The organism is Clostridium sp. Marseille-P3244 (assembly GCF_900120155.1).
Taxonomy (GTDB): Bacteria; Bacillota; Clostridia; order Lachnospirales; family Lachnospiraceae; genus Mediterraneibacter.
The window spans coordinates 1,954,619-1,977,276 of record NZ_LT635549.1; the positions used below are offsets into that span (position 1 = coordinate 1,954,619).

At 49.2% G+C, this 22,658-nt stretch carries 18 protein-coding genes; 16 read left to right on the forward strand and 2 right to left on the reverse strand.

Annotated elements, in window-relative coordinates; all coding sequences use genetic code 11:
* Positions 1–14 precede the first annotated feature (14 nt).
* Genes rpoD through BQ7367_RS11090 form a run of 4 tightly spaced genes read left to right on the forward strand, consistent with a single transcriptional unit; the run spans position 15 to position 4,371 of the window.
* Positions 15–1,133 carry an RNA polymerase sigma factor RpoD gene (gene rpoD / locus BQ7367_RS11075; RefSeq protein WP_072525485.1) on the forward strand — a complete coding sequence of 373 codons (1,119 nt, stop codon included), beginning with the start codon at positions 15–17 and terminating at the stop codon, positions 1,131–1,133.
* Between the two features lie 17 nt (positions 1,134–1,150).
* Entirely contained in the window at positions 1,151–1,873 is a 723-nt protein-coding gene (locus tag BQ7367_RS11080) for a tRNA (adenine(22)-N(1))-methyltransferase (RefSeq protein ID WP_072525486.1), read from the forward strand.
* Positions 1,863–2,645, forward strand: a complete 783-nt coding sequence (locus BQ7367_RS11085) for a Nif3-like dinuclear metal center hexameric protein (RefSeq protein WP_072525487.1) — start codon at positions 1,863–1,865, stop codon at positions 2,643–2,645. Before BQ7367_RS11080 ends, BQ7367_RS11085 begins: the two co-directional genes overlap by 11 nt.
* A 58-nt stretch (positions 2,646–2,703) precedes the next feature.
* Positions 2,704–4,371 carry a nucleoside kinase gene (locus BQ7367_RS11090; protein ID WP_072525488.1) on the forward strand — a complete coding sequence of 556 codons (1,668 nt, stop codon included), beginning with the start codon at positions 2,704–2,706 and terminating at the stop codon, positions 4,369–4,371.
* Here BQ7367_RS11090 and aroC read toward each other — a convergent pair.
* Positions 4,362–5,471, reverse strand: coding sequence for a chorismate synthase (gene aroC / locus BQ7367_RS11095; RefSeq protein ID WP_072525489.1), 1,110 nt, complete (start codon positions 5,469–5,471; stop codon positions 4,362–4,364). The genes BQ7367_RS11090 and aroC overlap by 10 nt on opposite strands.
* A 256-nt stretch (positions 5,472–5,727) precedes the next feature.
* On the opposite strand from aroC, the gene BQ7367_RS11100 reads away from it, so the two are divergent.
* The 11 genes from BQ7367_RS11100 (at position 5,728) to BQ7367_RS11150 (ending at position 19,652) form a co-directional block, all read left to right on the forward strand.
* Positions 5,728–7,560, forward strand: a complete 1,833-nt coding sequence (locus tag BQ7367_RS11100) for a L,D-transpeptidase family protein (RefSeq protein WP_083588932.1) — start codon at positions 5,728–5,730, stop codon at positions 7,558–7,560.
* A 69-nt stretch (positions 7,561–7,629) separates the two neighbouring features.
* Positions 7,630–8,751, forward strand: coding sequence for a tRNA guanosine(34) transglycosylase Tgt (gene tgt / locus BQ7367_RS11105; protein ID WP_072525490.1), 1,122 nt, complete (start codon positions 7,630–7,632; stop codon positions 8,749–8,751).
* Between the two features lie 66 nt (positions 8,752–8,817).
* Complete coding sequence (gene yajC, locus BQ7367_RS11110; RefSeq protein ID WP_442855377.1) at positions 8,818–9,093, forward strand: preprotein translocase subunit YajC; 276 nt, start codon at positions 8,818–8,820, stop codon at positions 9,091–9,093.
* 222 nt (positions 9,094–9,315) lie between these two features.
* A complete protein-coding gene (leuB, locus tag BQ7367_RS11115) occupies positions 9,316–10,401 on the forward strand; it encodes a 3-isopropylmalate dehydrogenase (RefSeq protein ID WP_072525491.1) in 1,086 nt (361 codons plus the stop codon).
* A 39-nt stretch (positions 10,402–10,440) separates the two neighbouring features.
* Positions 10,441–12,117 (forward strand): dihydroxy-acid dehydratase, encoded by a 1,677-nt coding sequence (ilvD, locus tag BQ7367_RS11120; RefSeq protein WP_072525492.1) that lies wholly within the window; start codon positions 10,441–10,443, stop codon positions 12,115–12,117.
* 40 nt (positions 12,118–12,157) lie between these two features.
* Positions 12,158–13,834: a biosynthetic-type acetolactate synthase large subunit gene (gene ilvB / locus BQ7367_RS11125; RefSeq protein ID WP_072525493.1), complete on the forward strand. Its 1,677-nt coding sequence runs from the start codon at positions 12,158–12,160 to the stop codon at positions 13,832–13,834.
* A gap of 54 nt (positions 13,835–13,888) precedes the next feature.
* The gene (serC, locus tag BQ7367_RS11130; protein ID WP_072525494.1) at positions 13,889–14,971 is read left to right on the forward strand and encodes a 3-phosphoserine/phosphohydroxythreonine transaminase; all 1,083 of its coding nucleotides are present in this window, start codon (positions 13,889–13,891) and stop codon (positions 14,969–14,971) included.
* A gap of 1 nt (position 14,972) precedes the next feature.
* A complete protein-coding gene (locus tag BQ7367_RS11135; protein ID WP_072525495.1) occupies positions 14,973–16,133 on the forward strand; it encodes a phosphoglycerate dehydrogenase in 1,161 nt (386 codons plus the stop codon).
* Positions 16,134–16,337: 204 nt separating this feature from the next.
* Positions 16,338–17,726 carry a 2-isopropylmalate synthase gene (locus BQ7367_RS11140; protein ID WP_072525496.1) on the forward strand — a complete coding sequence of 463 codons (1,389 nt, stop codon included), beginning with the start codon at positions 16,338–16,340 and terminating at the stop codon, positions 17,724–17,726.
* A 19-nt stretch (positions 17,727–17,745) separates the two neighbouring features.
* Positions 17,746–18,402: a GntR family transcriptional regulator gene (locus BQ7367_RS11145; RefSeq protein WP_072525497.1), complete on the forward strand. Its 657-nt coding sequence runs from the start codon at positions 17,746–17,748 to the stop codon at positions 18,400–18,402.
* A gap of 53 nt (positions 18,403–18,455) precedes the next feature.
* Positions 18,456–19,652: an NADP-dependent isocitrate dehydrogenase gene (locus BQ7367_RS11150; RefSeq protein ID WP_072525498.1), complete on the forward strand. Its 1,197-nt coding sequence runs from the start codon at positions 18,456–18,458 to the stop codon at positions 19,650–19,652.
* A gap of 157 nt (positions 19,653–19,809) precedes the next feature.
* Here BQ7367_RS11150 and BQ7367_RS11155 read toward each other — a convergent pair whose 3' ends face one another.
* Entirely contained in the window at positions 19,810–21,099 is a 1,290-nt protein-coding gene (locus BQ7367_RS11155; protein WP_072525499.1) for a nucleotidyltransferase, read from the reverse strand.
* 132 nt (positions 21,100–21,231) lie between these two features.
* Between BQ7367_RS11155 and mgtE the strand changes: the two genes are divergently transcribed.
* Positions 21,232–22,584 (forward strand): magnesium transporter, encoded by a 1,353-nt coding sequence (gene mgtE, locus BQ7367_RS11160; RefSeq protein ID WP_072525500.1) that lies wholly within the window; start codon positions 21,232–21,234, stop codon positions 22,582–22,584.
* Positions 22,585–22,658: the final 74 nt, after the last annotated feature.

The window sequence follows — 22,658 nt, forward strand, 5'->3', positions numbered from 1 at the left end:
GGAAGGATGGACACATGGAAGAAAACACACAGAAATTTCTGGAAAGAATGAACGAACTGGTTGCGCTTGGAAAAAAGAAAAAGAGTATACTGGATGTTCAGGAGATCAATGATTTCTTTTCGGATATGGAACTCACCACAGAACAGATGGAGAAAGTGTTTGACTACCTGGAAGCAAACAATATCGATGTACTGCGCATCGGCGGTGATACGGACGATGACGCGGACGTGGATATCGATGATATCATATCCGATGAGGAAGAAGTGGATATGGAGAACATCGATCTGTCAGTTCCGGAAGGGGTGAGCATTGAGGATCCGGTCCGCATGTATTTAAAAGAGATCGGAAAGGTCCCCCTTCTGAGCGCGGAGCGTGAGATCGAACTGGCGAAAAGGATGGAAGACGGAGATGAAGACGCGAAGAAAGAACTGGCGGAAGCAAATCTTCGTCTGGTTGTCAGTATTGCAAAGCGGTATGTTGGCAGAGGAATGCTGTTCCTTGATCTGATCCAGGAAGGAAACCTGGGACTGATCAAGGCTGTGGAGAAGTTTGATTATCATAAGGGTTATAAATTCAGCACATATGCCACATGGTGGATCCGTCAGGCGATCACAAGGGCGATCGCGGATCAGGCAAGGACTATCCGTATTCCCGTACACATGGTGGAGACAATCAACAAACTGATCCGTGTGTCGAGACAGCTTCTTCAGGAGCTGGGAAGGGAGCCTATGCCTGAAGAGATCGCGAAAGAACTGGACATGCCCGTAGAGCGTGTGCGTGAGATCTTGAAAATATCCCAGGAACCGGTGTCTCTGGAGACTCCGATTGGTGAGGAAGAGGACAGCCATCTGGGAGATTTTATCCAGGATGACAACGTTCCCGTGCCGGCGGAAGCGGCAGCGCAGACTCTTCTTAAAGAGCAGCTGGATGAAGTGCTGGATACATTGACAGAGAGAGAACAGAAAGTGCTGCGGCTGCGGTTTGGAATGAATGACGGACGGGCCCGCACGCTGGAGGAAGTAGGCAAAGAGTTTGATGTGACCAGAGAGCGTATCCGCCAGATCGAGGCCAAGGCTCTCCGCAAGCTTCGCCATCCCAGCAGAAGCCGGAAACTCCGGGATTATCTGGATTAATACGAGGAAGAAAACATATGGAACTGTCAAATAGAATGAGTGCGGTGGCATCCCTTGTGACTGAAGGCTTAAGGCTGGCGGATATCGGGACAGATCACGGATATATTCCGATCAGCCTCGCAGAGAGCGGACAGATCCCGGCAGCGATTGCCATGGATGTGAATAATGGACCGCTGTTAACAGCAGAGAAAAATATAAGAGTCCATGGCTTAGGACATCGGATCAGTACCCGGATCTCCGATGGGTTTTCCGCACTGAGGCCGGGAGAAGCAGACACGGCAGTGATCGCAGGCATGGGGGGTGCTTTGACGGTCCGGATATTGAGGGAAGGCATGACAGTTGTGCGTTCCCTGAAGGAGTGTATCCTTCAGCCCCAGTCTGAGATCAGAATGGTAAGAGCCTTTCTATTGGAGGAAGGCTTTTTGTTTATCCGGGAAGTTATGGTGAAAGAGGACGGGAAATATTATGTGGTGATGAAAGTTAAGCCACCATCGGAGAAGGAAAATCACAGGAATGACGGCAGTAAGATCTGGGATGAAACAGAACTAAAATATGGCAGGCTTCTTCTGGAAAACCGGGACCCTGTTCTGGAAGAGTATCTGAACAGGGAGAAGACTCTCTGTGAAAAGATCCTTAAGAGACTGGAAGGACAGAAGACAGGGCGGGTACTGGAGAGAAGGAGACAATTGGAACAGGAACTTGTATGGATCAGGAAGGGGATGGATCAGTATGCTGTGTAGAGAGATCATTCAGGTGATCAAGGCTTCTTTTCCGGAAGAGGCAGCTATGGATTTTGACAATGTGGGTCTTCTTGCGGGCAGAGCAGGAAAAGAAGTAAAGAGAGTATATCTGGCGCTGGACGCGACGGACAGGATAATCGATGAAGCGGTAAACGAGGGAGCGGACATGCTGATCACACATCATCCGCTTATCTTTTCGCCGCTGAAGAGTGTGACAGATGAGGATTTTATCAGCAGAAGGGTTATGAAGCTGATCCGCAGCGATATCTCCTATTACGCCATGCACACGAACTATGATGTGCTGAGGATGGCAGAGCTGTCAGAACAGGTGCTTGGTATCCGGGACACGGAAGTGCTGGATGCCACTATGGAAAGAGAAGGAAAAGAAGAAGGAATCGGGAGAGTCGGTTTTCTGGAACATCCGATGACGCTGGAGGAATGCTGTGTATATGTGAAGCATAGACTGAACCTGGGAAGTCTTAAGGTATTCGGAGATATGCAGACAGAAGTATCACGGCTTGCCATATCGCCGGGCTCCGGGAGATCGGCGATCCCGGCAGCCGTCGCCAAAAAGGCGGATGTCCTTGTGACGGGGGACATCGGACATCATGATGGACTGGACGCGGTGGAGCAGGGACTTTGTGTTATTGACGCGGGACATTATGGAACGGAATATATCTTTATCGATGATATGTGTCGGTTCTTAAAAGAAAAGCTTCCTGTGTTGGACGTGGTTTCGGCTCCGGTGGTCCATCCGTTCCAGGTTATGTAAAAGCAGGACAGAGCAAGAGGGAATGATCCAGGAGACCGGCAGTTAAGGAGGAAGAAACGTGTCAGAAAAATGCAGGGTCCGTGTGGAGGGCAGGATAAGAGAGTATGAGAAGGGAACCCCTTATCAGGTAATAGCGGAAGAATTTCAGCCTGATTACGAGCATCAGATCGTGCTTGTCTATGTGGGAGGATTTCATCTCCAGGAGCTGGGGAAAAAAGTGGAAAAGGACTGTGAGCTTAAGTTTGTCACGACAGCGGATGCTATCGGGCATGAAACTTATAAACGAAGCATGTGTTTTCTTCTTGTAAAGGCTGTTCATGATGTGGCCGGACACGACAAGATCGAACGGGTCCGGATCCATTTTTCTCTGGGAAAAGGCTATTACTGTACGGTAGAGGGGGATGTGACGCTTAATGAAGAATTTCTGGAAAAAGTTACCGCGCGTATGAAAAAACTGTCAGAGGACAGGATCACGATCGCCAAGCGCAGCGTCCATACGGACGACGCGGTAGAATTATTTCACAGACATGGAATGTATGATAAGGAGCGGCTTTTTGAATATCGCCGCGTCTCCAGGGTAAATATTTACAGTATCAATGAATTTGAGGATTATTATTATGGATATATGGTGCCGGACGCGGGATATCTGAAATATTTTTCCCTGTACCTTTATGATGAAGGATTCGTGCTGCAGATGCCATCCAGAGAAAGACCGGAAGAGGTGCCAAAGCCGGATTTCCGTCCGAAGCTGTTCCAGGTGCTCAAAGAGTCTGTCCAGTGGGGAGATTGTCAGAATATTGAGACGGTGGGAGATCTTAATGACAGGATCACCAGGAATGATATGCGGGAAGTGGTCCTTGTCCAGGAGGCTTATCAGGAGAGAAAGATCGGGGAGATCGCAGGACAGATCTCAGACAGAAAGAACGTGAAATTTGTCCTGATCGCCGGTCCGTCCTCATCAGGGAAGACAACGTTTTCACACCGGTTGTCTGTCCAGCTGAGGGTAAACGGACTGATCCCTCATCCGATCGCGGTAGACAACTATTTTGTAGAAAGGGAAAACACGCCCAGGGATAAAGACGGCAATTATAATTTTGAATGCCTGGAGGCCATAGACATCAGGAAATTCAATGAAGATATGGAAGCACTCCTGCGCGGGGATGAAGTGTATCTCCCCGTATTTGACTTTAAGTCCGGAAAACGGAAATATGAGAATACCCCCAAAAAACTCGGTCCCCAGGATATCCTTGTCATTGAAGGGATACACTGCCTGAATCCGAAACTGACCGAGATGATGGATGATGACAGCAAATTCAAGATCTATATCAGCGCGCTGACCCAGATCAATATTGATGAGCACAACCGGATCCCGTCCACGGACGGACGACTGATCCGCCGTCTTGTCCGGGACGCACGCACGCGTGGGGCGTCTGCTACGAAAACGATCTCCATGTGGCCGTCGGTCAGGAGAGGAGAGGAAGAAAATATCTTTCCTTTCCAGGAACAGGCGGATGTGATGTTTAATTCCTCTCTTCTCTATGAACTGGCCGTACTTAAACAATATGTGGAACCCCTGCTTTTCCGGGTCGACAAAAGATCGGAAGAATATCTGGAGGCAAAACGTCTGCTGAAATTCTTTGATTATTTTGTCGGAATCGGAAGCGAATTTGTGCCGACAAACTCGCTTTTGCGGGAGTTTATCGGCGGAGGCTGTTTTCAGGTATAGATCTTCTTGATGTTGTCCATCCGGGCCGACATATTCTGCAGGAGAAGATCCGCGATCGTCACTGCGATCATGGATTCTACTACCACCACAGCCCGGGGAACGATGACAGGGTCATGCCTTCCCAGGACCTGGATCTCGGCATTTTCACCGGAAGTATTAACTGTGTGCTGTGTCTTCGCGATGGAGGAGGTAGGTTTTACGGCGGCTCTCAGGATCAGCGGGGAGCCGTCGCTCATTCCGCCCAGGGATCCGCCCGCATGGTTTGAGCTTTTACGGATGACCGGTCCGGAAGAGGTATTTTCTGAGAAGAAAGGATCATTATTCTTGCTTCCCACGGACTTTGACGCCAGAAATCCATCACCGATCTCAACGCCTTTCACTGCTCCGATAGACATGACAGCCTGTGCCAGGAGGGCATCCAGTTTATCAAATACAGGTTCGCCCAGACCGGCGGGAAGGCCTTCGGCGATGCATTCGATCACCCCTCCGCAGGAATCCCTGTCTGCCATAAGTGAGGCAATGTATTCCTGAGCCTGTCCGGCTGTCCGGTTGTCCGGCATATACAGGCTGTTCTCCTGAATTTCAGTATAATGATAATCGGATTCTTCCACTATATAAGGTCCGATGGCTTTCGTGTATGCCCGGACAGTGATACCAAGCTCCTTAAGCAGGCTGGACGCCACGGCTCCGGCAGCCACCCGGCCGATCGTCTCGCGTCCGGAAGAACGCCCTCCGCCACGATAATCACGGAATCCGTATTTTTCCGTGAATGGATAGTCCGCATGTCCCGGACGGTAAAGTGTGGCAATATTCCCGTAATCACGGGACCGCTGATCCTGATTTCGGACAAGAAGGGAGATAGGAGTGCCTGTAGTTATTCCTTCAAATATACCGGACAGGATCTCCACTGTGTCAGACTCATTTCTTTTTGTTGTATATTTACTTTGCCCGGGACGCCGTCTGTCGAGAAAAGCCTGGATTACACTTTCTGAGAGAGGCAGCCCCGCAGGACAGCCGTCGATCACCACTCCGATCCCCGGACCATGAGATTCCCCCCATGTGGTTATACGGAAGATTTTCCCAAACGTTGAACCGCTCATTGATATTCCCCTTTCTGTCATTGTGAATATGAATCTCATTATATAAGACTCTGCCCTCTTTTGACAAGAGCGGCGCTTATTATTTTATTTCCGGGTTCTCTGTTTTCTGCAACCAGAAGCATGTGGATGACGTCTAATATTAAGAGAGGGGACATTCATTAATATTTATTTAAAGATGGAAGAATTGTCTGTACTTTTTATTTTTTTCGTAATATAATGGTCCCGAGACATTGAAAAGGAGAGAGATGGACATCTTATGGGCAAAAAGAAGAGAAATAAAGCTGACTTACAGCAGGAAAATATAGAGTTTCTGGATGAAGAAACTTTTGAAGAAAATGTTCCGGAAGAAGACTTCGCCGAAGATGATCTTGAAAGTATTGAAGAGCCGGAGACGGAACTGGAAGAACCAGATTCTGAAGTAGAGGAAGAGGGCGAAGACGATTTTGAAGATATTGAGCCGGCAGGTTCCGAAGAGGAAGAAGACTTCTGGGAAGAAAATGATGATACAGAAGAAGCAGATGAAATAGAAGAAGCAGAAGCAGATGAAATAGAAGAAGCAGATGAAGATGAAATAGAAGAAGATGATGAGGATCAGGACGCCTCAGAAGAAAATGGGATGAGGGAAGAAGATGATGAGGAAGAACCTGTGAAAAGGCGGCGGAGACGGAGGGGAAGAAGGGCAAAAAGGGAAAAGAAAAGCCTTGGGAAAAAGCCCTGGATTATCGCGGGCAGTATTGCAGGCGGTCTCCTTTTGATCTATCTTGGAATTTCCGCGTTCTTTATTGGACATTTTTATGTAAATACGACCATCAACGGTAAGGATTTTTCAGGAAAGACCGTAGAAGATGTAGAACAGTATATGAAGGAACAGGTGGCGGATTACGAACTTACCCTTCTGGAACTTAACAATGACAGAGATGTGATCAGCGGGTCAGATATATCTCTTACTTATGAAGAAAATTCAGATATACAAGACGCGCTGGATCGGCAGAATCCGCTTCTGTGGGTGACTTCATTTTTTTCTCGGTCCACGGCGGACGTGACTATTGAGGTGGATTATGACGAACAGGCGCTGGAAGAAAAGATACAGTCTATCCGGGCGGTCCAGCAGGAACAGACAGATCCGGTATCTGCACATCCGGAATTTGACGGAAATTCGTTTGTAGTAGAACCCGAAGTATATGGGACAGCTGTGGATATGGACAATCTGACAGACAAGATCAAGGAGTACATCACTGAGTTCAGGTCACAGCTGGACCTGCTTGAAGAACAATGCTATAAAATGCCCAAATATACAGCAGAATCACCGGAAGTACAGGAAGCCTGTGATGCTATGAATGAGTATTTAAAGGCCAGCATTACATATCCGATGACCGAGAATGTAGTGGTGGACAAAACTCTTATATCTACGTGGCTGTCCTATGATGACAATATGCAGGTGACATTTAATGAAGATGCGGTCAGGGAGTGGATGAGGCAATTCGGAGCGACTTATGACACAGTTGGGACTACCAGGACGATCACGACCCCGTCCGGAAAGACGGCAGAGGTATCCGGCGGAACTTATGGCTGGTCCATCGATGAGGAGACAGAGACTCAGAATCTGATTGCAAGCATTAAAAATGGTGAAGTTGTGACAAGAGAGCCGGCCTACACTCAGACAGCGGCATCCCATTCCGCGCAGGACTGGGGCACCACTTATATCGAGGTCGATCTTACAGATCAGTATATGTGGTATATCGTGGACGGCGCGGTGGCATTCCAGGCTTATGTAGTGACAGGCCTTCCCACGCCGGACCGGGCGACGCCTGCAGGAGTGTATTCGATTCTTTATACGGAGAGAAACGCCATCCTGCGGGGAGAAAAAGATCCGGCGACAGGAAAGCCGATCTACGAGACGCCGGTATCCTACTGGATGCCGTTTACCTGGCAGGGACACGGATTCCATGACGCCACATGGCAGCCTGGATTCGGCGGCTCTCTGTATCAGACGCTTGGTTCCCACGGCTGTGTGAATATGTCATACAGTGACGCCGGAACTCTGTTTAGCATGATCAGCGCCGGAACTCCGGTGGTGATCCACTACTGAGAAAAAGGCGGATATCGGACCATGGGTCCGGGAACGCGGATATGAAAAAATATACGAGGTTGCACATTTATGTATGAACTGCTGAAGAAGGACGGCAGGGCCAAGCGAGGGCGGCTGCACACGGTCCATGGCACAATAGAAACGCCGGTCTTTATGAATGTGGGAACGGTGGCGGCAATCAAAGGAGCCGTATCTACGGATGATCTCAGAGCGATCGGGACACAGGTGGAACTTTCCAATACCTATCACCTTCATGTCAGACCGGGGGATGAGATTATCAGGAAGCTGGGCGGTCTTCACCGCTTTATGAACTGGGACAGGCCGATACTTACAGATTCAGGAGGATTCCAGGTCTTTTCTCTGGCATCACTGAGGAAGATAAAAGAGGAAGGGGTCCACTTCCATTCCCATATTGACGGGCGGAAAATTTTCATGGGGCCCGAGGAAAGCATGCAGATCCAGTCCAATCTGGCTTCTACCATAGCGATGGCTTTTGACGAATGTCCGTCCAGCGTGGCAGATAAGAAGTATATCGAAAATTCTGTGGAAAGGACAACCCGCTGGCTGAAGCGGTGCAAAAGAGAGCTTGAGCGGCTCAATCAACTTCCGGGTACGATCAATCCTCACCAGATGCTTTTTGGTATCAATCAGGGTGGAATTTATGAGGATATTCGTGTATCCCATGCACAGCAGATCGCGGAGCTTGATCTGGACGGTTATGCGGTGGGCGGTCTGGCTGTAGGAGAGAGCCATGAGGAAATGTACCGTATTCTGGACGCGGTAGTTCCTCATCTTCCGGAAAAGAAACCGGTTTATCTGATGGGGGTAGGTACTCCTGCCAATATTCTGGAAGCGGTCGACAGAGGCGTGGACTTCTTTGACTGTGTTTATCCGTCGAGGAACGGAAGACATGGACATGTATATACCAATCACGGGAAAATGAATCTTTTTAACGCGAAATATGAGCTGGATGACCGGCCCATCGAAGAGGGATGCGGCTGTCCTGCCTGCAAAAGCTACAGCCGGGCTTATATCCGGCACCTTCTGAAGGCAAAAGAGATGCTCGGAATGCGTCTCTGTGTGCTCCACAATCTGTATTTCTACAACACAATGATGAAAGAGATACGGGAGGCCATCGAGGCGGGAGAATACGGACAGTATAAAACGAAGAAACTTGAAAATATGTCTTGAAGAATATACCATTTTTGTGTATAGTAATCTTATTGTCGGATACAAAGTTAGGAGGAAGATACAACAATGGAAATGGCAAGTATACTGGTCATGTGGGCGCTGGTCCTTGGACTTCTGTATTTTATGATCATGCGTCCTCAGAAAAAGGAGCAGAAGAGAGTCCAGGCGATGCTGGCATCCATGGAGGTGGGTGACACAGCATTGACGACAAGCGGATTTTACGGTGTGATCATCGATATTACGGATGATGATGTGATCGTTGAGTTTGGAAACAATAAAAACTGCCGTATACCGATGCAGAAAGCGGCGATCGCTCAGATCGAGAAACCAAACGCAGAGTAAGTCTATTTAGATGAGGAACAGACAGGACCGGGAAATCTTCTGGCAGAATTGCCGGAAGTTTTATCCGGTCCTTTGTATACGGATGCTGGAAATCCGGGAAATCTTTTTGAAAAACAGGTTCCAGAGTGCCCTCTATTTTTTCTTCCAGACACTTGAAAGACACCGGGAAATGCGGTATGATTAACAGTAACATTTTATATCAAATTGGAAGGATGAACGATTATGGACAGAAAGATCGGAGTGATAAAAGGGGATGGCATCGGCCCGGAGATCGTGGACGAGGCGATGAAAGTCCTCGGCAGGATCGCGGAAGTATACGGCCATACCTTTTCTTATACACAGCTGTTGATGGGCGGCGCGTCTATTGACGTAAATGGAGTTCCTCTGACAGATGAGACTCTGGCCGCGGCGAAGGCCAGCGACGCAGTGCTTATGGGTTCCATCGGGGGAGACGCGAAGACGTCTCCATGGTATCGGCTGGAGCCGTCAAAGCGTCCGGAAGCCGGGCTGCTGAGTCTGCGAAAGGGGCTGAATCTTTTCGCGAATTTAAGGCCGGCAGTGCTTTATGAGGAGCTGAAAGGAGCATGTCCTCTGAAGGAGGAGATCTCGGACCGGGGTTTTGATATGATGATTATGAGAGAACTGACCGGAGGTCTCTATTTTGGAAAACGGAGTACAGAAAAAGTAGACGGGGTTCTTGTGGCCCGGGATGAACTTACATACAGTGAGGAAGAGATACGCAGGATTGCAAGGAAAGGGTTTGACGTTGCTATGAAACGCCGAAAAAAAGTGACCAGCGTCGACAAGGCAAATGTGCTGGATTCTTCCAGACTCTGGAGAAAGATCGTGGAAGAAGTGGCAGCGGATTATCCGGAGGTCACTCTGGAGCATATGCTGGTGGATAACTGTGCCATGCAGCTGGTAAAGGACCCGTCCCAGTTTGATGTGATCCTGACAGAGAACATGTTCGGAGATATTCTTTCGGATGAGGCCAGTATGGTGACCGGCTCTATCGGAATGCTGGCCAGCGCCAGCCTTAATGAGACAAAATTCGGTCTTTACGAGCCCAGCGGCGGCTCTGCCCCGGATATTGCCGGGAAGGGGATCGCCAATCCCATTGCCACGATTCTGTCAGCGGCCATGATGCTCAGGTATTCTTTCGACTTAGATCAGGAAGCGTCAGCTGTAGAACATGCGGTTACCCAGGTCCTGCAGGAAGGGTATCGGACAATAGATATCATGTCGGAGGGAAAGACTCTGATCGGGACGAGAGAAATGGGAGACCGGATCTGTTCCCACATCAGATAAACATATTATAATCATAATTACGGAAAGGGAGGAATCATCATGAGAAGTGATACAGTAACAAAAGGAGTTCAGCAGGCACCCCACCGCTCTCTTTTTAATGCGCTGGGTATGACCCGGGAGGAACTGGACCGTCCACTGATCGGTGTTGTCAGTTCTTATAATGAGATTGTTCCGGGACATATGAACCTGGATAAGATCACAGAAGCAGTAAAGATGGGAGTCGCCATGGCAGGGGGCACCCCGATCGTAGTACCGGCGATCGCCGTGTGTGACGGTATCGCCATGGGACACATTGGTATGAAATACTCTCTTGTAACAAGAGACCTGATCGCGGATTCCACAGAGGCACTGGCGATGGCGCATCAGTTTGACGGCCTTGTGATGATCCCCAACTGTGACAAGAATGTTCCCGGGCTTTTAATGGCGGCGGCGAGAGTCAATATTCCCACAATTTTCGTCAGTGGGGGACCGATGCTGGCCGGGCATGTGCATGGCGGAAAAACAAGCCTTTCCAGTATGTTTGAGGCAGTAGGAGCTCATGCGGCGGGAAAGATCTCAGATGAGGACCTCTGTGAATATGAAAATAAAGCATGTCCTACCTGCGGTTCCTGCTCCGGCATGTATACGGCCAACAGTATGAACTGCCTGACAGAGGCGCTGGGCATGGGGCTTAGGGGGAACGGCACGATTCCGGCCGTATATTCCGCAAGACTCCAGCTGGCAAAACATGCCGGCATGCAGGTGATGGAACTGGTGAGAAAGAATATCCGCCCCAGGGATATTATGACAGAGGACGCGATCCTCAACGCGCTGACCGTGGATATGGCCCTGGGATGCTCCACAAACAGTATGCTTCATCTTCCGGCCATCGCGCATGAGATCGGCATGGATTTCGAGATTGATTTTGCCAACAGTATCAGTGAGAAAACACCGAACCTCTGTCATCTGGCACCGGCGGGACATACTTATATCGAGGATCTTAACGAGGCCGGCGGCGTATACGCTGTTATGAATGAACTGAACAAGAAAGGCCTTCTGCATACAGACTGTCTGACCGTTACAGGAAAAACTATAGGAGAAAACATTGCGGGATGCGAGAACAAGAATCCGGAAGTGATCCGGCCCATCGATCATCCGTACAGTGAGACGGGCGGACTGGCGGTGCTGAAAGGAAATCTGGCCCCGGACGGGAGCGTGGTGAAGCGTTCCGCAGTCTGCGATGAAATGCTGGTACATGAGGGGCCGGCCAGAATCTTTGAAAGTGACGAGGAGGCTACGGAAGCGATTAAGAGCGGAAAGATCAACCCGGGAGACGTGATCGTGATCCGGTATGAAGGTCCGAAGGGAGGCCCCGGCATGAGAGAGATGCTCAATCCTACATCAGCGATCGCAGGATACGGATTGGGTTCAACAGTGGCTCTGATCACAGACGGACGCTTCAGCGGCGCTTCCAGAGGGGCATCTATCGGCCATGTTTCACCGGAAGCAGCGGTGGGCGGTCCCATCGCGCTTGTGGAAGAGGGAGATATCATTAAGATCAATATTCCGGAGCTGAGGCTGGATCTTGATATATCCGACGAAGAGATGGCGGAAAGGAAAGCAAAATGGCAGCCCAGAGAGCCTAAGGTCAAGACCGGATATCTGGCCAGATATGCGTCCATGGTGACTTCGGGAAACAGAGGAGCCATCCTGGAGGTACCAAAAGAGAAGAAATGACAGAGAAAGGGATTCTGCCATAAGACTAAAGGAGTGCAGTATGCAGTTAAATGGATCAGAGATAGTGATAGAATGTTTAAAGGAGCAGGGAGTGGACACCGTTTTCGGTTATCCCGGGGGAGCGATCCTGAATGTGTATGATGAACTGTACAAACACCGGGATGAAATACGCCACATCCTGACATCCCATGAGCAGGGCGCTGCCCATGCGGCAGACGGTTATGCCCGTGCGACAGGAAAAGTCGGAGTCTGTCTGGCTACCAGCGGACCGGGAGCTACGAATCTTGTGACCGGGATCGCCACGGCTTATATGGATTCTATACCGATAGTAGCAATCACCTGCAATGTGGGAGTCTCCCTTCTTGGAAAGGACAGCTTTCAGGAAATTGATATTACCGGGATTACCATGCCCATCACAAAATATAATTTTATCGTGAAAGATGTGACGAAACTGGCAGCTACGATCCGCAAGGCCTTCCGAATCGCCAAATCAGGGAGACCCGGACCGGTGCTCATCGATATCCCGAAAGATGTTACCGCGGCTGTAACAGAATACCGGCCGGAAGAGCTGGGGAAATATACGCCTGACATGTCACATATAAATGAAGAGGGAATTGCCCGGGCGGTTTCCATGCTGGAGAACTGTGAGAAACCTTTTGTATTTGTGGGAGGAGGAGCGGTCCTGTCAGAGGCGGATCAGGAACTCAGAGAGTTCGTTGACAGGCTGGACGCTCCGGTGACAGATACTCTGATGGGGAAAGGGGCTTTCCCCGGAACAGATCCCCGGTATACCGGCATGCTTGGCATGCACGGAACAAAAACTTCCAATTACGGAGTCAGCGAATGCGATCTTCTGGTGGTCCTGGGGGCCAGGTTCAGTGACCGTGTGACCGGAAACACAGAGACTTTTGCCAGAAATGCGAAGATCCTCCAGATCGATATTGATCCGGCAGAGATCAACAAAAATATTATTGTGACCGAGGAACTTATCGGGGATATGAGGGAAGTGCTTAAACTGCTCAATAAGCGCCTGGCACAGCAGAATCATTCGCAGTGGCTTGAGAAAATACAGTCTTATAAAGAAAAATATCCTTTAAAATATCACCCTGATGTTCTGACCGGACCGTTCATTGTGGAAGAAATCTATCGACAGACAAAAGGGAATGCCCTGATCGTGACAGAGGTCGGACAGCATCAGATGTGGGCGGCTCAGTATTATAAATATACAAAGCCGAGGACGCTTCTTACATCCGGCGGCCTGGGCACGATGGGATATGGTCTGGGAGCCGCTCTGGGAGCAAAGACAGGGTGTCCGGATAAAATCGTGGTCAACATAGCGGGAGACGGATGCTTCCGGATGAATATGAATGAGATCGCTACCGCGGTCAGACATCATATCCCGGTAATTCAGGTGGTAGTGAACAATCATGTTCTGGGTATGGTACGTCAGTGGCAGGATCTCTTCTATGATGAGAGATATTCAGCAACTGTCCTGCGGGATGCAGTGGATTTTGTAAAGCTTGCCCAGGCTATGGGTGCAGAGGGCATCCGGGCCGAGACTCAGAAGGAATTCCGGGAGGCGTTTGAACGGGCGCTTACTCTGGACGGACCGGTGCTGATTGACTGTCAGATCGACAGCGATGACAAGGTGTGGCCGATGGTAGCTCCAGGGGCGGCTATCAGCGAGGCCTTTGATGAGGAAGACATGGCAGAGTGATCATGCCTTAATAGAATATACAACCTATAAAAATAGTAGCAGGAGGTAAGGTAAATGAGCAGGGTGTATAACTTTTCAGCCGGACCGGCGGTGCTGCCGGAAGAAGTCCTCAGGGAAGCGGCAGACGAGATGCTGGACTACCATGGCACGGGGATGTCTGTAATGGAGATGAGTCATCGATCCAAAGCATTTGAGGAGATCATCACTACAGCTGAGCAGGATCTGAGAGATCTGATGAACATTCCGGACAATTATAAGGTGCTGTTCCTTCAGGGCGGTGCGTCTTTGCAGTTCGCCATGATCCCCATGAACCTGATGAAGAACAGGTCCGCGGATTACATCATTACAGGGCAGTGGGCCAAGAAGGCCGCAAAAGAGGCAGAGAAATATGGAAAGGTAAACCGTATCGCTTCTTCGGAAGACAGGACGTTTTCTTATATTCCCGACTGTTCCGACCTTCCGATATCGGAAGATGCAGACTATGTCTATATCTGCGAGAACAATACGATCTACGGGACAAAGTTCAAGGAGCTCCCGAATACGAAAGGAAAAACTCTGGTGGCGGATGTGTCTTCTTGTTTTCTGTCTGAACCTGTGGATGTAACGAAATATGGTATCATCTACGGAGGTGTTCAGAAAAATATTGGTCCTGCAGGTGTTGTTATTGTGATCATCCGGGAGGACCTGATTACAGAGGATGTGCTGCCGGGAACACCTGCCATGCTTACATACAAGACGCATGCGGACGCAAAATCTCTGTATAATACGCCCCCGGCATACGGGATCTATATCTGTGGAAAAGTTTTCAAATGGATCAAAGCGCAGGGCGGCCTTGCGGCGATGAAAGAAAAAAATGAAAAGAAGGCCAAAGTCCTCTATGATTTTCTGGATCAGAGCAGGCTGTTTAAAGGAACGGTGGAGAAAAAGGACCGCTCTCTGATGAATGTCCCGTTTGTTACAGGGGATGCGGAGCTGGACGCGAAGTTTGTCAAAGAGGCCAAAGCTGCCGGGCTTGAGAATCTGAAAGGGCACAGGACAGTCGGCGGGATGCGGGCCAGCATTTATAATGCAATGCCATACGAAGGCGTAACAGCGCTTGTGGATTTTATGAAAAAATTTGAAGAGGAGAATCTGTGAGATGTACAAATACCATTGCCTGAACCCGATCTCTCCGATGGGGCTGGAACAACTGGATGAAAATTATGCGAATACAGAGAATATAGAAGAGGCAGACGCGATCTTGGTGCGCAGTGCCAAGATGCATGAGATGGAGTTTGGCAGGAACCTGAAAGTGATCGCCCGGGCCGGAGCCGGAGTGAATAATATCCCACTGGACCGCTGCGCGGAGGAAGGGATCGTTGTGTTCAATACACCAGGAGCCAATGCCAACGGAGTAAAAGAGCTGGTGATCGCCGGCATGCTGCTGGCGGCCAGAGATATTATCGGCGGCATTAACTGGGTGCAGGAGTATGAAGAAGACGGCGACATCGCGAAGATCACGGAAAAGAAGAAGAAAGCTTTTGCCGGAACAGAGCTCCAGGGTAAGAAACTGGGTGTGATCGGACTGGGTGCCATCGGAGTTCTGGTGGCCAACGCGGCAGTTCATCTCGGAATGGAGGTCTATGGATACGATCCATATGTTTCCGTGGATTCGGCCTGGAGACTTTCGCGCAGCATTCATCATGCTGCCACTGTTGATGAACTTTACAAAGAGTGTGATTATATTACGGTACATGTACCCGCGCTCGACGATACCAAGGGAATGATCGACAAGAACGCCATCAGCCTCATGAAAAAGGGCGTGGTCATTCTGAATTTTGCAAGGGATGTCCTTGTGAACCAAGAGGATATTGTTGACGCTCTTGTATCCGAAAAAGTGCGCTGTTACGTGACAGATTTCCCGACCAAGGAGATCGTGGGCGTAAAAGGAGCTATCGTGATCCCTCATCTGGGCGCGTCCACTGAAGAGTCAGAGGATAACTGCGCGAAAATGGCTGCCGCTGAGGTGAAAGATTTTCTGGAGAATGGTAATATTACACATTCTGTCAATTTCCCTGATTGTAACATGGGGGAGAAGACAGAGGGGCCAAGAGTTACCATCCTGCATAAAAATATCCCCAATATGCTCAGACAGGTTACGGGAGTAATGGCCGAGAGAAATATCAATATTTCCCTGATGACAAATAAGAGCCGGAAAGAATATGCGTATACGATGATGGATGTGGACGCGGAAATACCTTCAGAGGTAGAGGAACAGCTGGCGGCTGTGGAAGGAGTGCTCAGGGTAAGAGTACTGTAGAAGAATAGAAGAAACAGTGACATATGAAGAGCTGTATCTGACCAGAACAGGGTGGATACAGCTCTTTGTATATTGAGCAAGGCATAGCTGATGGAACAGGTTTTTGTTGACATTTTCTGTATTCTTGTATACAATTATACAAGAATACAGAAAATGGGCGGTATATTGTACATGCCGGGCAATAAGCTGAGGAGGTAAAAACCAATGGAAGACAGGAAAGTATTTTTTAACAGACACACAAATCTTCTGGAACTGGAGGAGCATATGTTCCCTCTTGTTGATGTAGAGACACCCAATGTGTTCCGTAATCTTTTCCGATACGAAGAGATACCGAAGATCGCCTTCAATGACAGGATTGTCCCGCACAATATGCCGGAAGAGATCTGGATGACAGATACGACATTCCGGGATGGACAGCAGTCGAGAGCGCCCTATACGACGAAACAGATCGTAGATATCTATGAGTATCTTCACAGGCTGGGCGGACCGAAAGGAAAGATCCGGCAGAGTGAGTTTTTCCTTTACAGTAAAAAGGACAGAGACGCTGTGTATCAGTGCCTTGAAAAAGGTTATGAGTTCCCTGAGATCACCAGCTGGATCCGGGCCAGTAAGAAGGACTTTGAGCTTGTAAAAGAAATCGGACTAAAAGAGACAGGAATCCTGGTGAGCTGTTCTGACTATCATATTTTTTATAAGTTAAAAATGACCAGAAAACAGGCGCTGGATCATTATCTGTCAGTCATCCGGGAATGTATGGAAACAGGAGTGAGGCCCAGATGTCATCTGGAGGATATTACAAGGGCAGATATCTATGGTTTTGTGATTCCGTTCTGTGTAGAACTGATGAAGCTGATGGAAGAGTATCAGATCCCGGTGAAGATCCGTGTCTGCGATACAATGGGGTATGGCGTGAACTTTCCCGGAGCAGTGATCCCCAGATCGATCCCCGGAATCATCTACGGACTGATGGTCCATGCGGGTGTGCCGGGTGAATTGATTGAGTTCCACGGCCACAATGATTTCTACAAGGCGGTCAGTAATTCTACTACGGCCTGGCTGTACGGAGCGTGCGGGGTGAACTGCTCTCTGTTCGGGATTGGTGAAAGGACCGGCAACACCCCTCTTGAGGCCATGGTGTTTGAGTATGCCCAGCTGAGAGGCACACTGGATGGAATGGATACAACAGTGATCACAGAACTGGCTGAATATTATGAAAAAGAGATCGGATATAAGATCCCTCCCCAGACACCTTTTGTGGGAAAAAATTTCAATGTGACCAGAGCCGGTATCCATGCGGATGGGATGTTGAAGAATGAAGAAATCTATAATATTTTTGATACGGATAAATTCCTGAACCGGCCGGCTCTCGTCTCAGTGTCCAATACATCCGGGACGGCAGGGATCGCCTACTGGATCAATACTTATTACAGACTGGATAAAGACAGGCAGGTAGAGAAAAATTCTGAACTGGTACAGCGTTTAAAATCGTGGGTAGACAAAGAATATGAGGACGGGCGCGTTACAGTCTTGACAGATGAGGAATTAGTTGACAAAATAGACAGTGTATGCAGGGAACTGCACATAACATTGTAACAGGGAGGATTTGACCCAAATGGAAGAATATCAGGACCATTCTCTGGGGGGCCGTGTTTTCCAGACGATCCGTGAGGATATACTAAATGGAAAATATAAGGAAAACGAGGAACTGCGCGAGAATACCCTGGGGAAGGAGCTCGGAGTAAGCAGGACGCCGGTGAGAGAGGCATTGCGCCAGCTTGAGCTGGAGGGGCTTGTATCGATCATTCCCAACAGGGGGGCTTACGTGACAGGAATATCCCACAAGGATATCTGGGATATCTATAAGATCCGTTCCTTGCTGGAAGGGCTGTGTGCCCGGTGGGCGGCAGAACATATCAAGGAGGCCCAGCTGGAAGAACTGGAAGAGACGATCTTTCTCTCGGAATATCAGATGAAGAAGGAGAGCGGATTTAATCTGGAGCAGGTGGCGTCTCTGGACACCCGGTTCCACGCAATCCTCTATGAGGCGTCAGACAGCCGTATTTTAAGCCATGTGCTGACGGATTTCCATAATTATGTCCAGGCGGCAAGAAAGTCCTCTATTGTTTCAGAGGACCGGGCCAGAAAATCCATCCGGGAACACCGGCAGATCCTTCGGGCCATCAGAGACCGGGATCCGGACATGGCGGAGCAGCTGGCTAATGAGCATATCATGCATGTTATGGAGAATCTGAAGAAACAGGGATACTGACCGGACAGAGATCTGATCCGGGATAAAAACAGAAGTTCAGGAGGACACAGACAATGGAAAAGATTAAGATGACAACCCCCCTTGTAGAGATGGATGGAGATGAGATGACAAGGATCCTCTGGCAGATGATCAAGGATGAACTGCTCATACCTTACATCGATCTCAAGACAGAGTATTATGATCTTGGCCTGGAGCACAGGAATGAGACAGATGATCAGGTAACGGTAGATTCTGCCGAGGCGACCAAGAAGTATAAAGTTGCCGTAAAATGTGCGACGATCACTCCCAATGCGGCCCGTATGGAAGAATATGATCTGAAAGAAATGTGGAAGAGCCCCAATGCGACGATCCGTGCGATCCTTGACGGGACAGTATTCCGTACTCCCATCGTTGTGAAAGGGATCGAGCCGTGTGTAAAGAACTGGAAGAAACCCATCACGATCGCCAGACATGCTTACGGGGATGTGTACAAAGCATCTGAGATGAAGATACCCGGAGCCGGGAAGGTGGAACTGGTCTATACGGCCGAGGACGGTACTCAGACAAAAGAGCTGGTACATAATTTTGACGGGCCGGGCATCGTACAGGGAATGCACAATGTGAACCGGTCTATTGAAAGTTTTGCCAGGAGTTGTTTTACCTACGCTCTTGATACGAAACAGGACCTTTGGTTTGCGACGAAGGACACGATCTCCAAAAAATATGATCATACGTTCAAGGACATCTTCCAGGAAATCTACGATGCGGAATTCGATGACAGGTTTAAGGAAGCAGGGATCGAGTATTTCTATACGCTGATCGACGATGCAGTAGCCCGTGTTATGAAATCTCAGGGAGGATATATCTGGGCCTGCAAAAATTATGATGGAGACGTGATGAGTGATATGGTGTCTTCTGCCTTTGGTTCTCTTGCCATGATGACATCTGTGCTGGTGTCTCCGGCAGGATACTATGAGTACGAGGCGGCTCACGGAACAGTGCAGCGTCACTATTATAAACATTTAAAAGGCGAGGAGACTTCTACCAACTCTGTGGCTACGATTTTCGCGTGGACCGGGGCTCTGAGAAAGCGGGGAGAACTGGACGGGAACAACGAGTTGACAGAGTTCGCTGACAGACTGGAAAAGGCAACTATAGACACGATAGAAGCAGGCGAGATGACGAAAGACCTGGCCCTCATTACGACACTGGAGAATCCCACGGTACTCAACAGCCAGGAATTCATCAGAGCCATCGCAAAGAGGCTGTAATGCCGGCTTAGAGGGAAGACAGAAGTGTCTGCCGGCAACAGAAGCACTGGAGAAAAATAGAAAATGTTCCCGCAGAAGCGGAGATAAGCGAATGTCCCGTGGATGTCAGGAGGCGCCTGAGGCGATTCTTCCTGAGATTCACGGGACATGTGTTATTCTATACTTTAAGGACAGGCTGCCTGTACTCATTGTGGAATGCTGTCTTAAATTTATCTGTCACCACCGACATATAGAGATTAGAGGCAAGGATGTCATTTCTGAGCATTTTCTGCCCGGCATCAGGAAGTTCACTGCTGTCAGAAAGACGGGCCAAAAGGGGGACGGATGTATTTTTGGCAATATGGGAGAGGAGTTTTTCCTGATTTTTCCCGGAACCAAGAAGACGCGCGTAAAAGTGGTATCCACCTTCCATATATTCCCGGACATCGTCCTTTTTCACTCCCAGCATAATATGAAGGAGTGCCCGGTTGATGCGCACCTGGGTGGTCTCCCGTGTTTTCAGCAGTTCACAGAACTGTTTGTAATTAAAGAAATTGTCAAGCTGACCGCTGATCCGGTTGGCCAGTTCTTCCGAGACATCTGCGTAGCGGAGCAGGCTTTCGGGATGTTTGTTGAGAAGTTTGTATTTCAGTATGATAGAAAAATCATTCTGATAAACAGGATACTGCACCCGGTGGTAGTCCTTGAGCATCTCCAGGCAGGAGGCCGGGACCTGGTCTTCCAGATCTCCCAGAAGATTAGAAAACGATGTGTTTTCAAAAGAACCGGCATATTGTTCTGTCTTAAGCGATGATCCGGAATAGGCAAGCAGAGAGCGGATGGCAGAGGCGGAACTGAAACCGTCTGATGTAAGAGACGTATCATGATAATGGGATCCGAGCCGCCGGATCGTATAGGGTTTGATCGGACTGTCCAGCTTTTTCAATGCTTTGAGATACTCGATCCCGAGGATGTTGTTGGGTTCATTCAGCAGATCTGCACAGGATGAGGTCTCCGGGTATTCTGACAGAGCTTTGTATCTCGCGGCGGGAAAGGAACAGCCGTCTTTTAAGTATTTCCTGAGAAGGTGTGTGTATTCGGACGGTTCTTCACAGAGGATCCGGGCAATGAGTGACATGGCCTCCAGATCATTGCTTTCGCTCCCAAAGCAAAGAGCATCTATCACATTGAGCCGGTCAAGCAGGGAAACCGCTCCCATGGCAAAAGATTCGGCGCTGCCAGAGGCATAGCATACGGGCAGCTCAAATACAGCGGACACGCCGCATTTGAGGGCCATTTCCGCGCGGAGGCGTTTCGGCATGAAAGCAGGGACTCCCCGCTGGACATAGTCTCCGCTCATGACAGCAATGACCGTATCAGCTCCGGTTACCCGTCTGGCCTCCCGGATGTGATGGAGATGACCATTGTGGAAAGGATTATATTCTGTGATCAGGCCGACAATTTTCATAAAGAATCTCCTTGTATATCGATTTCTACCATATTATACTATAAAAAGGCAGATTCTTATAGAAAAAATATTTGGATATATGCAGGAAAAGTCTGTTATTTATTTGGATAAAAGCGCAGAGAAGGTGGATGTATGGACAGGGAAAAGAAATTTGATGTTGAGCAGATGACGGAGCTGCTGGACCGGCATGCTTTTAAGGAACTGAAAGAAGAACTGGAAGCCATGCATCCTGTCGATATCGTGGATGCTCTGGAAGAGCTTGACAAGAAACAGCGGACGCTGATCTTCCGGCTTCTGGCCAAAGAAGAGGCAGCGGAAGTGTTCACGGATATGAACAGCGACATGCGCGCGGATCTGATCAATGCTCTGACGGATTCTGAGCTGGAAGAAGTCATGGAAGAGATGTATGTGGACGATACGGTTGACGTTCTGGAAGAAATGCCGGCAAACGTTGTAGATCGTCTGCTCATGGTGACAGATGAAGGAACACGCCGGCAGATCAACGCGCTTCTTCAGTATCCGGAGGACAGCGCCGGCAGTATCATGAATATAGAGTATATCAGCCTGCGCAAGGAGATGACGGTGGCGGACGCGATCTTGAAGATCCGTCAGGTGGGAATCAATAAGGAGACAATCTATACCTGCTATGTTACCGAGAAAAAGCGTCTCATCGGGATGGTGGATGTGAAAGACCTTCTGACCGCGGGGGAATCCCGTCTGATCGGAGACATTATGGATGAGAACGTACTCTACGCCCGCACGCTGGATGATCAGGAGTATGTGGCCAATATGATCAATAAATACGGGCTGGTGGCGATCCCGATCATCGATCACGAGAACTGTCTTGTAGGGATCGTAACCGTGGATGACGCCATGCTTGTCCTTCAGGATGAGACGACAGAAGATATCAGCATCATGGCCGGTGTAAGCCCCAATGAGGATTCTTATTTTGAGACGTCTGTCCTGCAGCAGGTAAAGAACCGTACGCCGTGGCTGATGCTGCTGATGCTTTCGGCTACAGTGACCGGCGAGATCCTGGGGTATTATGAGAATGCCATGGCGGCCATGCCGGTTCTTATCACTTTTATCCCCATGCTTATGGGTACCGGCGGGAACTGCGGTTCTCAGAGCTCCACACTCATCATACGCGGGCTTGCGGTGGGTGAGATCGAATTTTCAGATATATTTAAAGTGGTGTTTAAAGAGATCCGGGTGGCCCTGCTTGTGGGCACGCTTCTGGCAGTTGTCAACGGGATCCGTATCTGCATTATGTATGACAGAAACCTGATGCTGGCGGCGGCTCTTGGAGTTACGATGATCGCGGTCGTTACCATGGCCAAATGCATCGGGTGCATCCTTCCTCTGATCGCCAAAAAGGTCGGTCTTGACCCCGCGATCATGGCAGCGCCCCTGATCACGACGATACTGGATACATGCACGATTCTGGTGTATTTTAACATTGTGACCACAGTCTTTAGGCTTTGAGAGTTTTTGGTATAATCCGATAAAGTAAATGGGAAAAAGCGGAAGATTGTACTTGAAAATGCACATGAATTTAC

Bases quoted from the DNA above. Each gene is read 5' to 3' on its own strand.
- mgtE (WP_072525500.1), top strand. From the start codon at position 21,232: ATGGACAGGGAAAAGAAATTTGATGTTGAGCAGATGACGGAGCTGCTG.
- tgt (WP_072525490.1), top strand. From the start codon at position 7,630: ATGTATGAACTGCTGAAGAAGGACGGCAGGGCCAAGCGAGGGCGGCTG.
- BQ7367_RS11135 (WP_072525495.1), top strand. From the start codon at position 14,973: ATGTACAAATACCATTGCCTGAACCCGATCTCTCCGATGGGGCTGGAA.
- BQ7367_RS11145 (WP_072525497.1), top strand. From the start codon at position 17,746: ATGGAAGAATATCAGGACCATTCTCTGGGGGGCCGTGTTTTCCAGACG.
- BQ7367_RS11085 (WP_072525487.1), top strand. From the start codon at position 1,863: ATGCTGTGTAGAGAGATCATTCAGGTGATCAAGGCTTCTTTTCCGGAA.
- yajC (WP_442855377.1), top strand. From the start codon at position 8,818: ATGGAAATGGCAAGTATACTGGTCATGTGGGCGCTGGTCCTTGGACTT.
- BQ7367_RS11155 (WP_072525499.1), bottom strand. From the start codon at position 21,099: ATGAAAATTGTCGGCCTGATCACAGAATATAATCCTTTCCACAATGGT.
- leuB (WP_072525491.1), top strand. From the start codon at position 9,316: ATGGACAGAAAGATCGGAGTGATAAAAGGGGATGGCATCGGCCCGGAG.
- serC (WP_072525494.1), top strand. From the start codon at position 13,889: ATGAGCAGGGTGTATAACTTTTCAGCCGGACCGGCGGTGCTGCCGGAA.
- BQ7367_RS11080 (WP_072525486.1), top strand. From the start codon at position 1,151: ATGGAACTGTCAAATAGAATGAGTGCGGTGGCATCCCTTGTGACTGAA.
- rpoD (WP_072525485.1), top strand. From the start codon at position 15: ATGGAAGAAAACACACAGAAATTTCTGGAAAGAATGAACGAACTGGTT.
- BQ7367_RS11150 (WP_072525498.1), top strand. From the start codon at position 18,456: ATGGAAAAGATTAAGATGACAACCCCCCTTGTAGAGATGGATGGAGAT.
- aroC (WP_072525489.1), bottom strand. From the start codon at position 5,471: ATGAGCGGTTCAACGTTTGGGAAAATCTTCCGTATAACCACATGGGGG.
- BQ7367_RS11140 (WP_072525496.1), top strand. From the start codon at position 16,338: ATGGAAGACAGGAAAGTATTTTTTAACAGACACACAAATCTTCTGGAA.
- ilvB (WP_072525493.1), top strand. From the start codon at position 12,158: ATGCAGTTAAATGGATCAGAGATAGTGATAGAATGTTTAAAGGAGCAG.
- ilvD (WP_072525492.1), top strand. From the start codon at position 10,441: ATGAGAAGTGATACAGTAACAAAAGGAGTTCAGCAGGCACCCCACCGC.
- BQ7367_RS11100 (WP_083588932.1), top strand. From the start codon at position 5,728: ATGGGCAAAAAGAAGAGAAATAAAGCTGACTTACAGCAGGAAAATATA.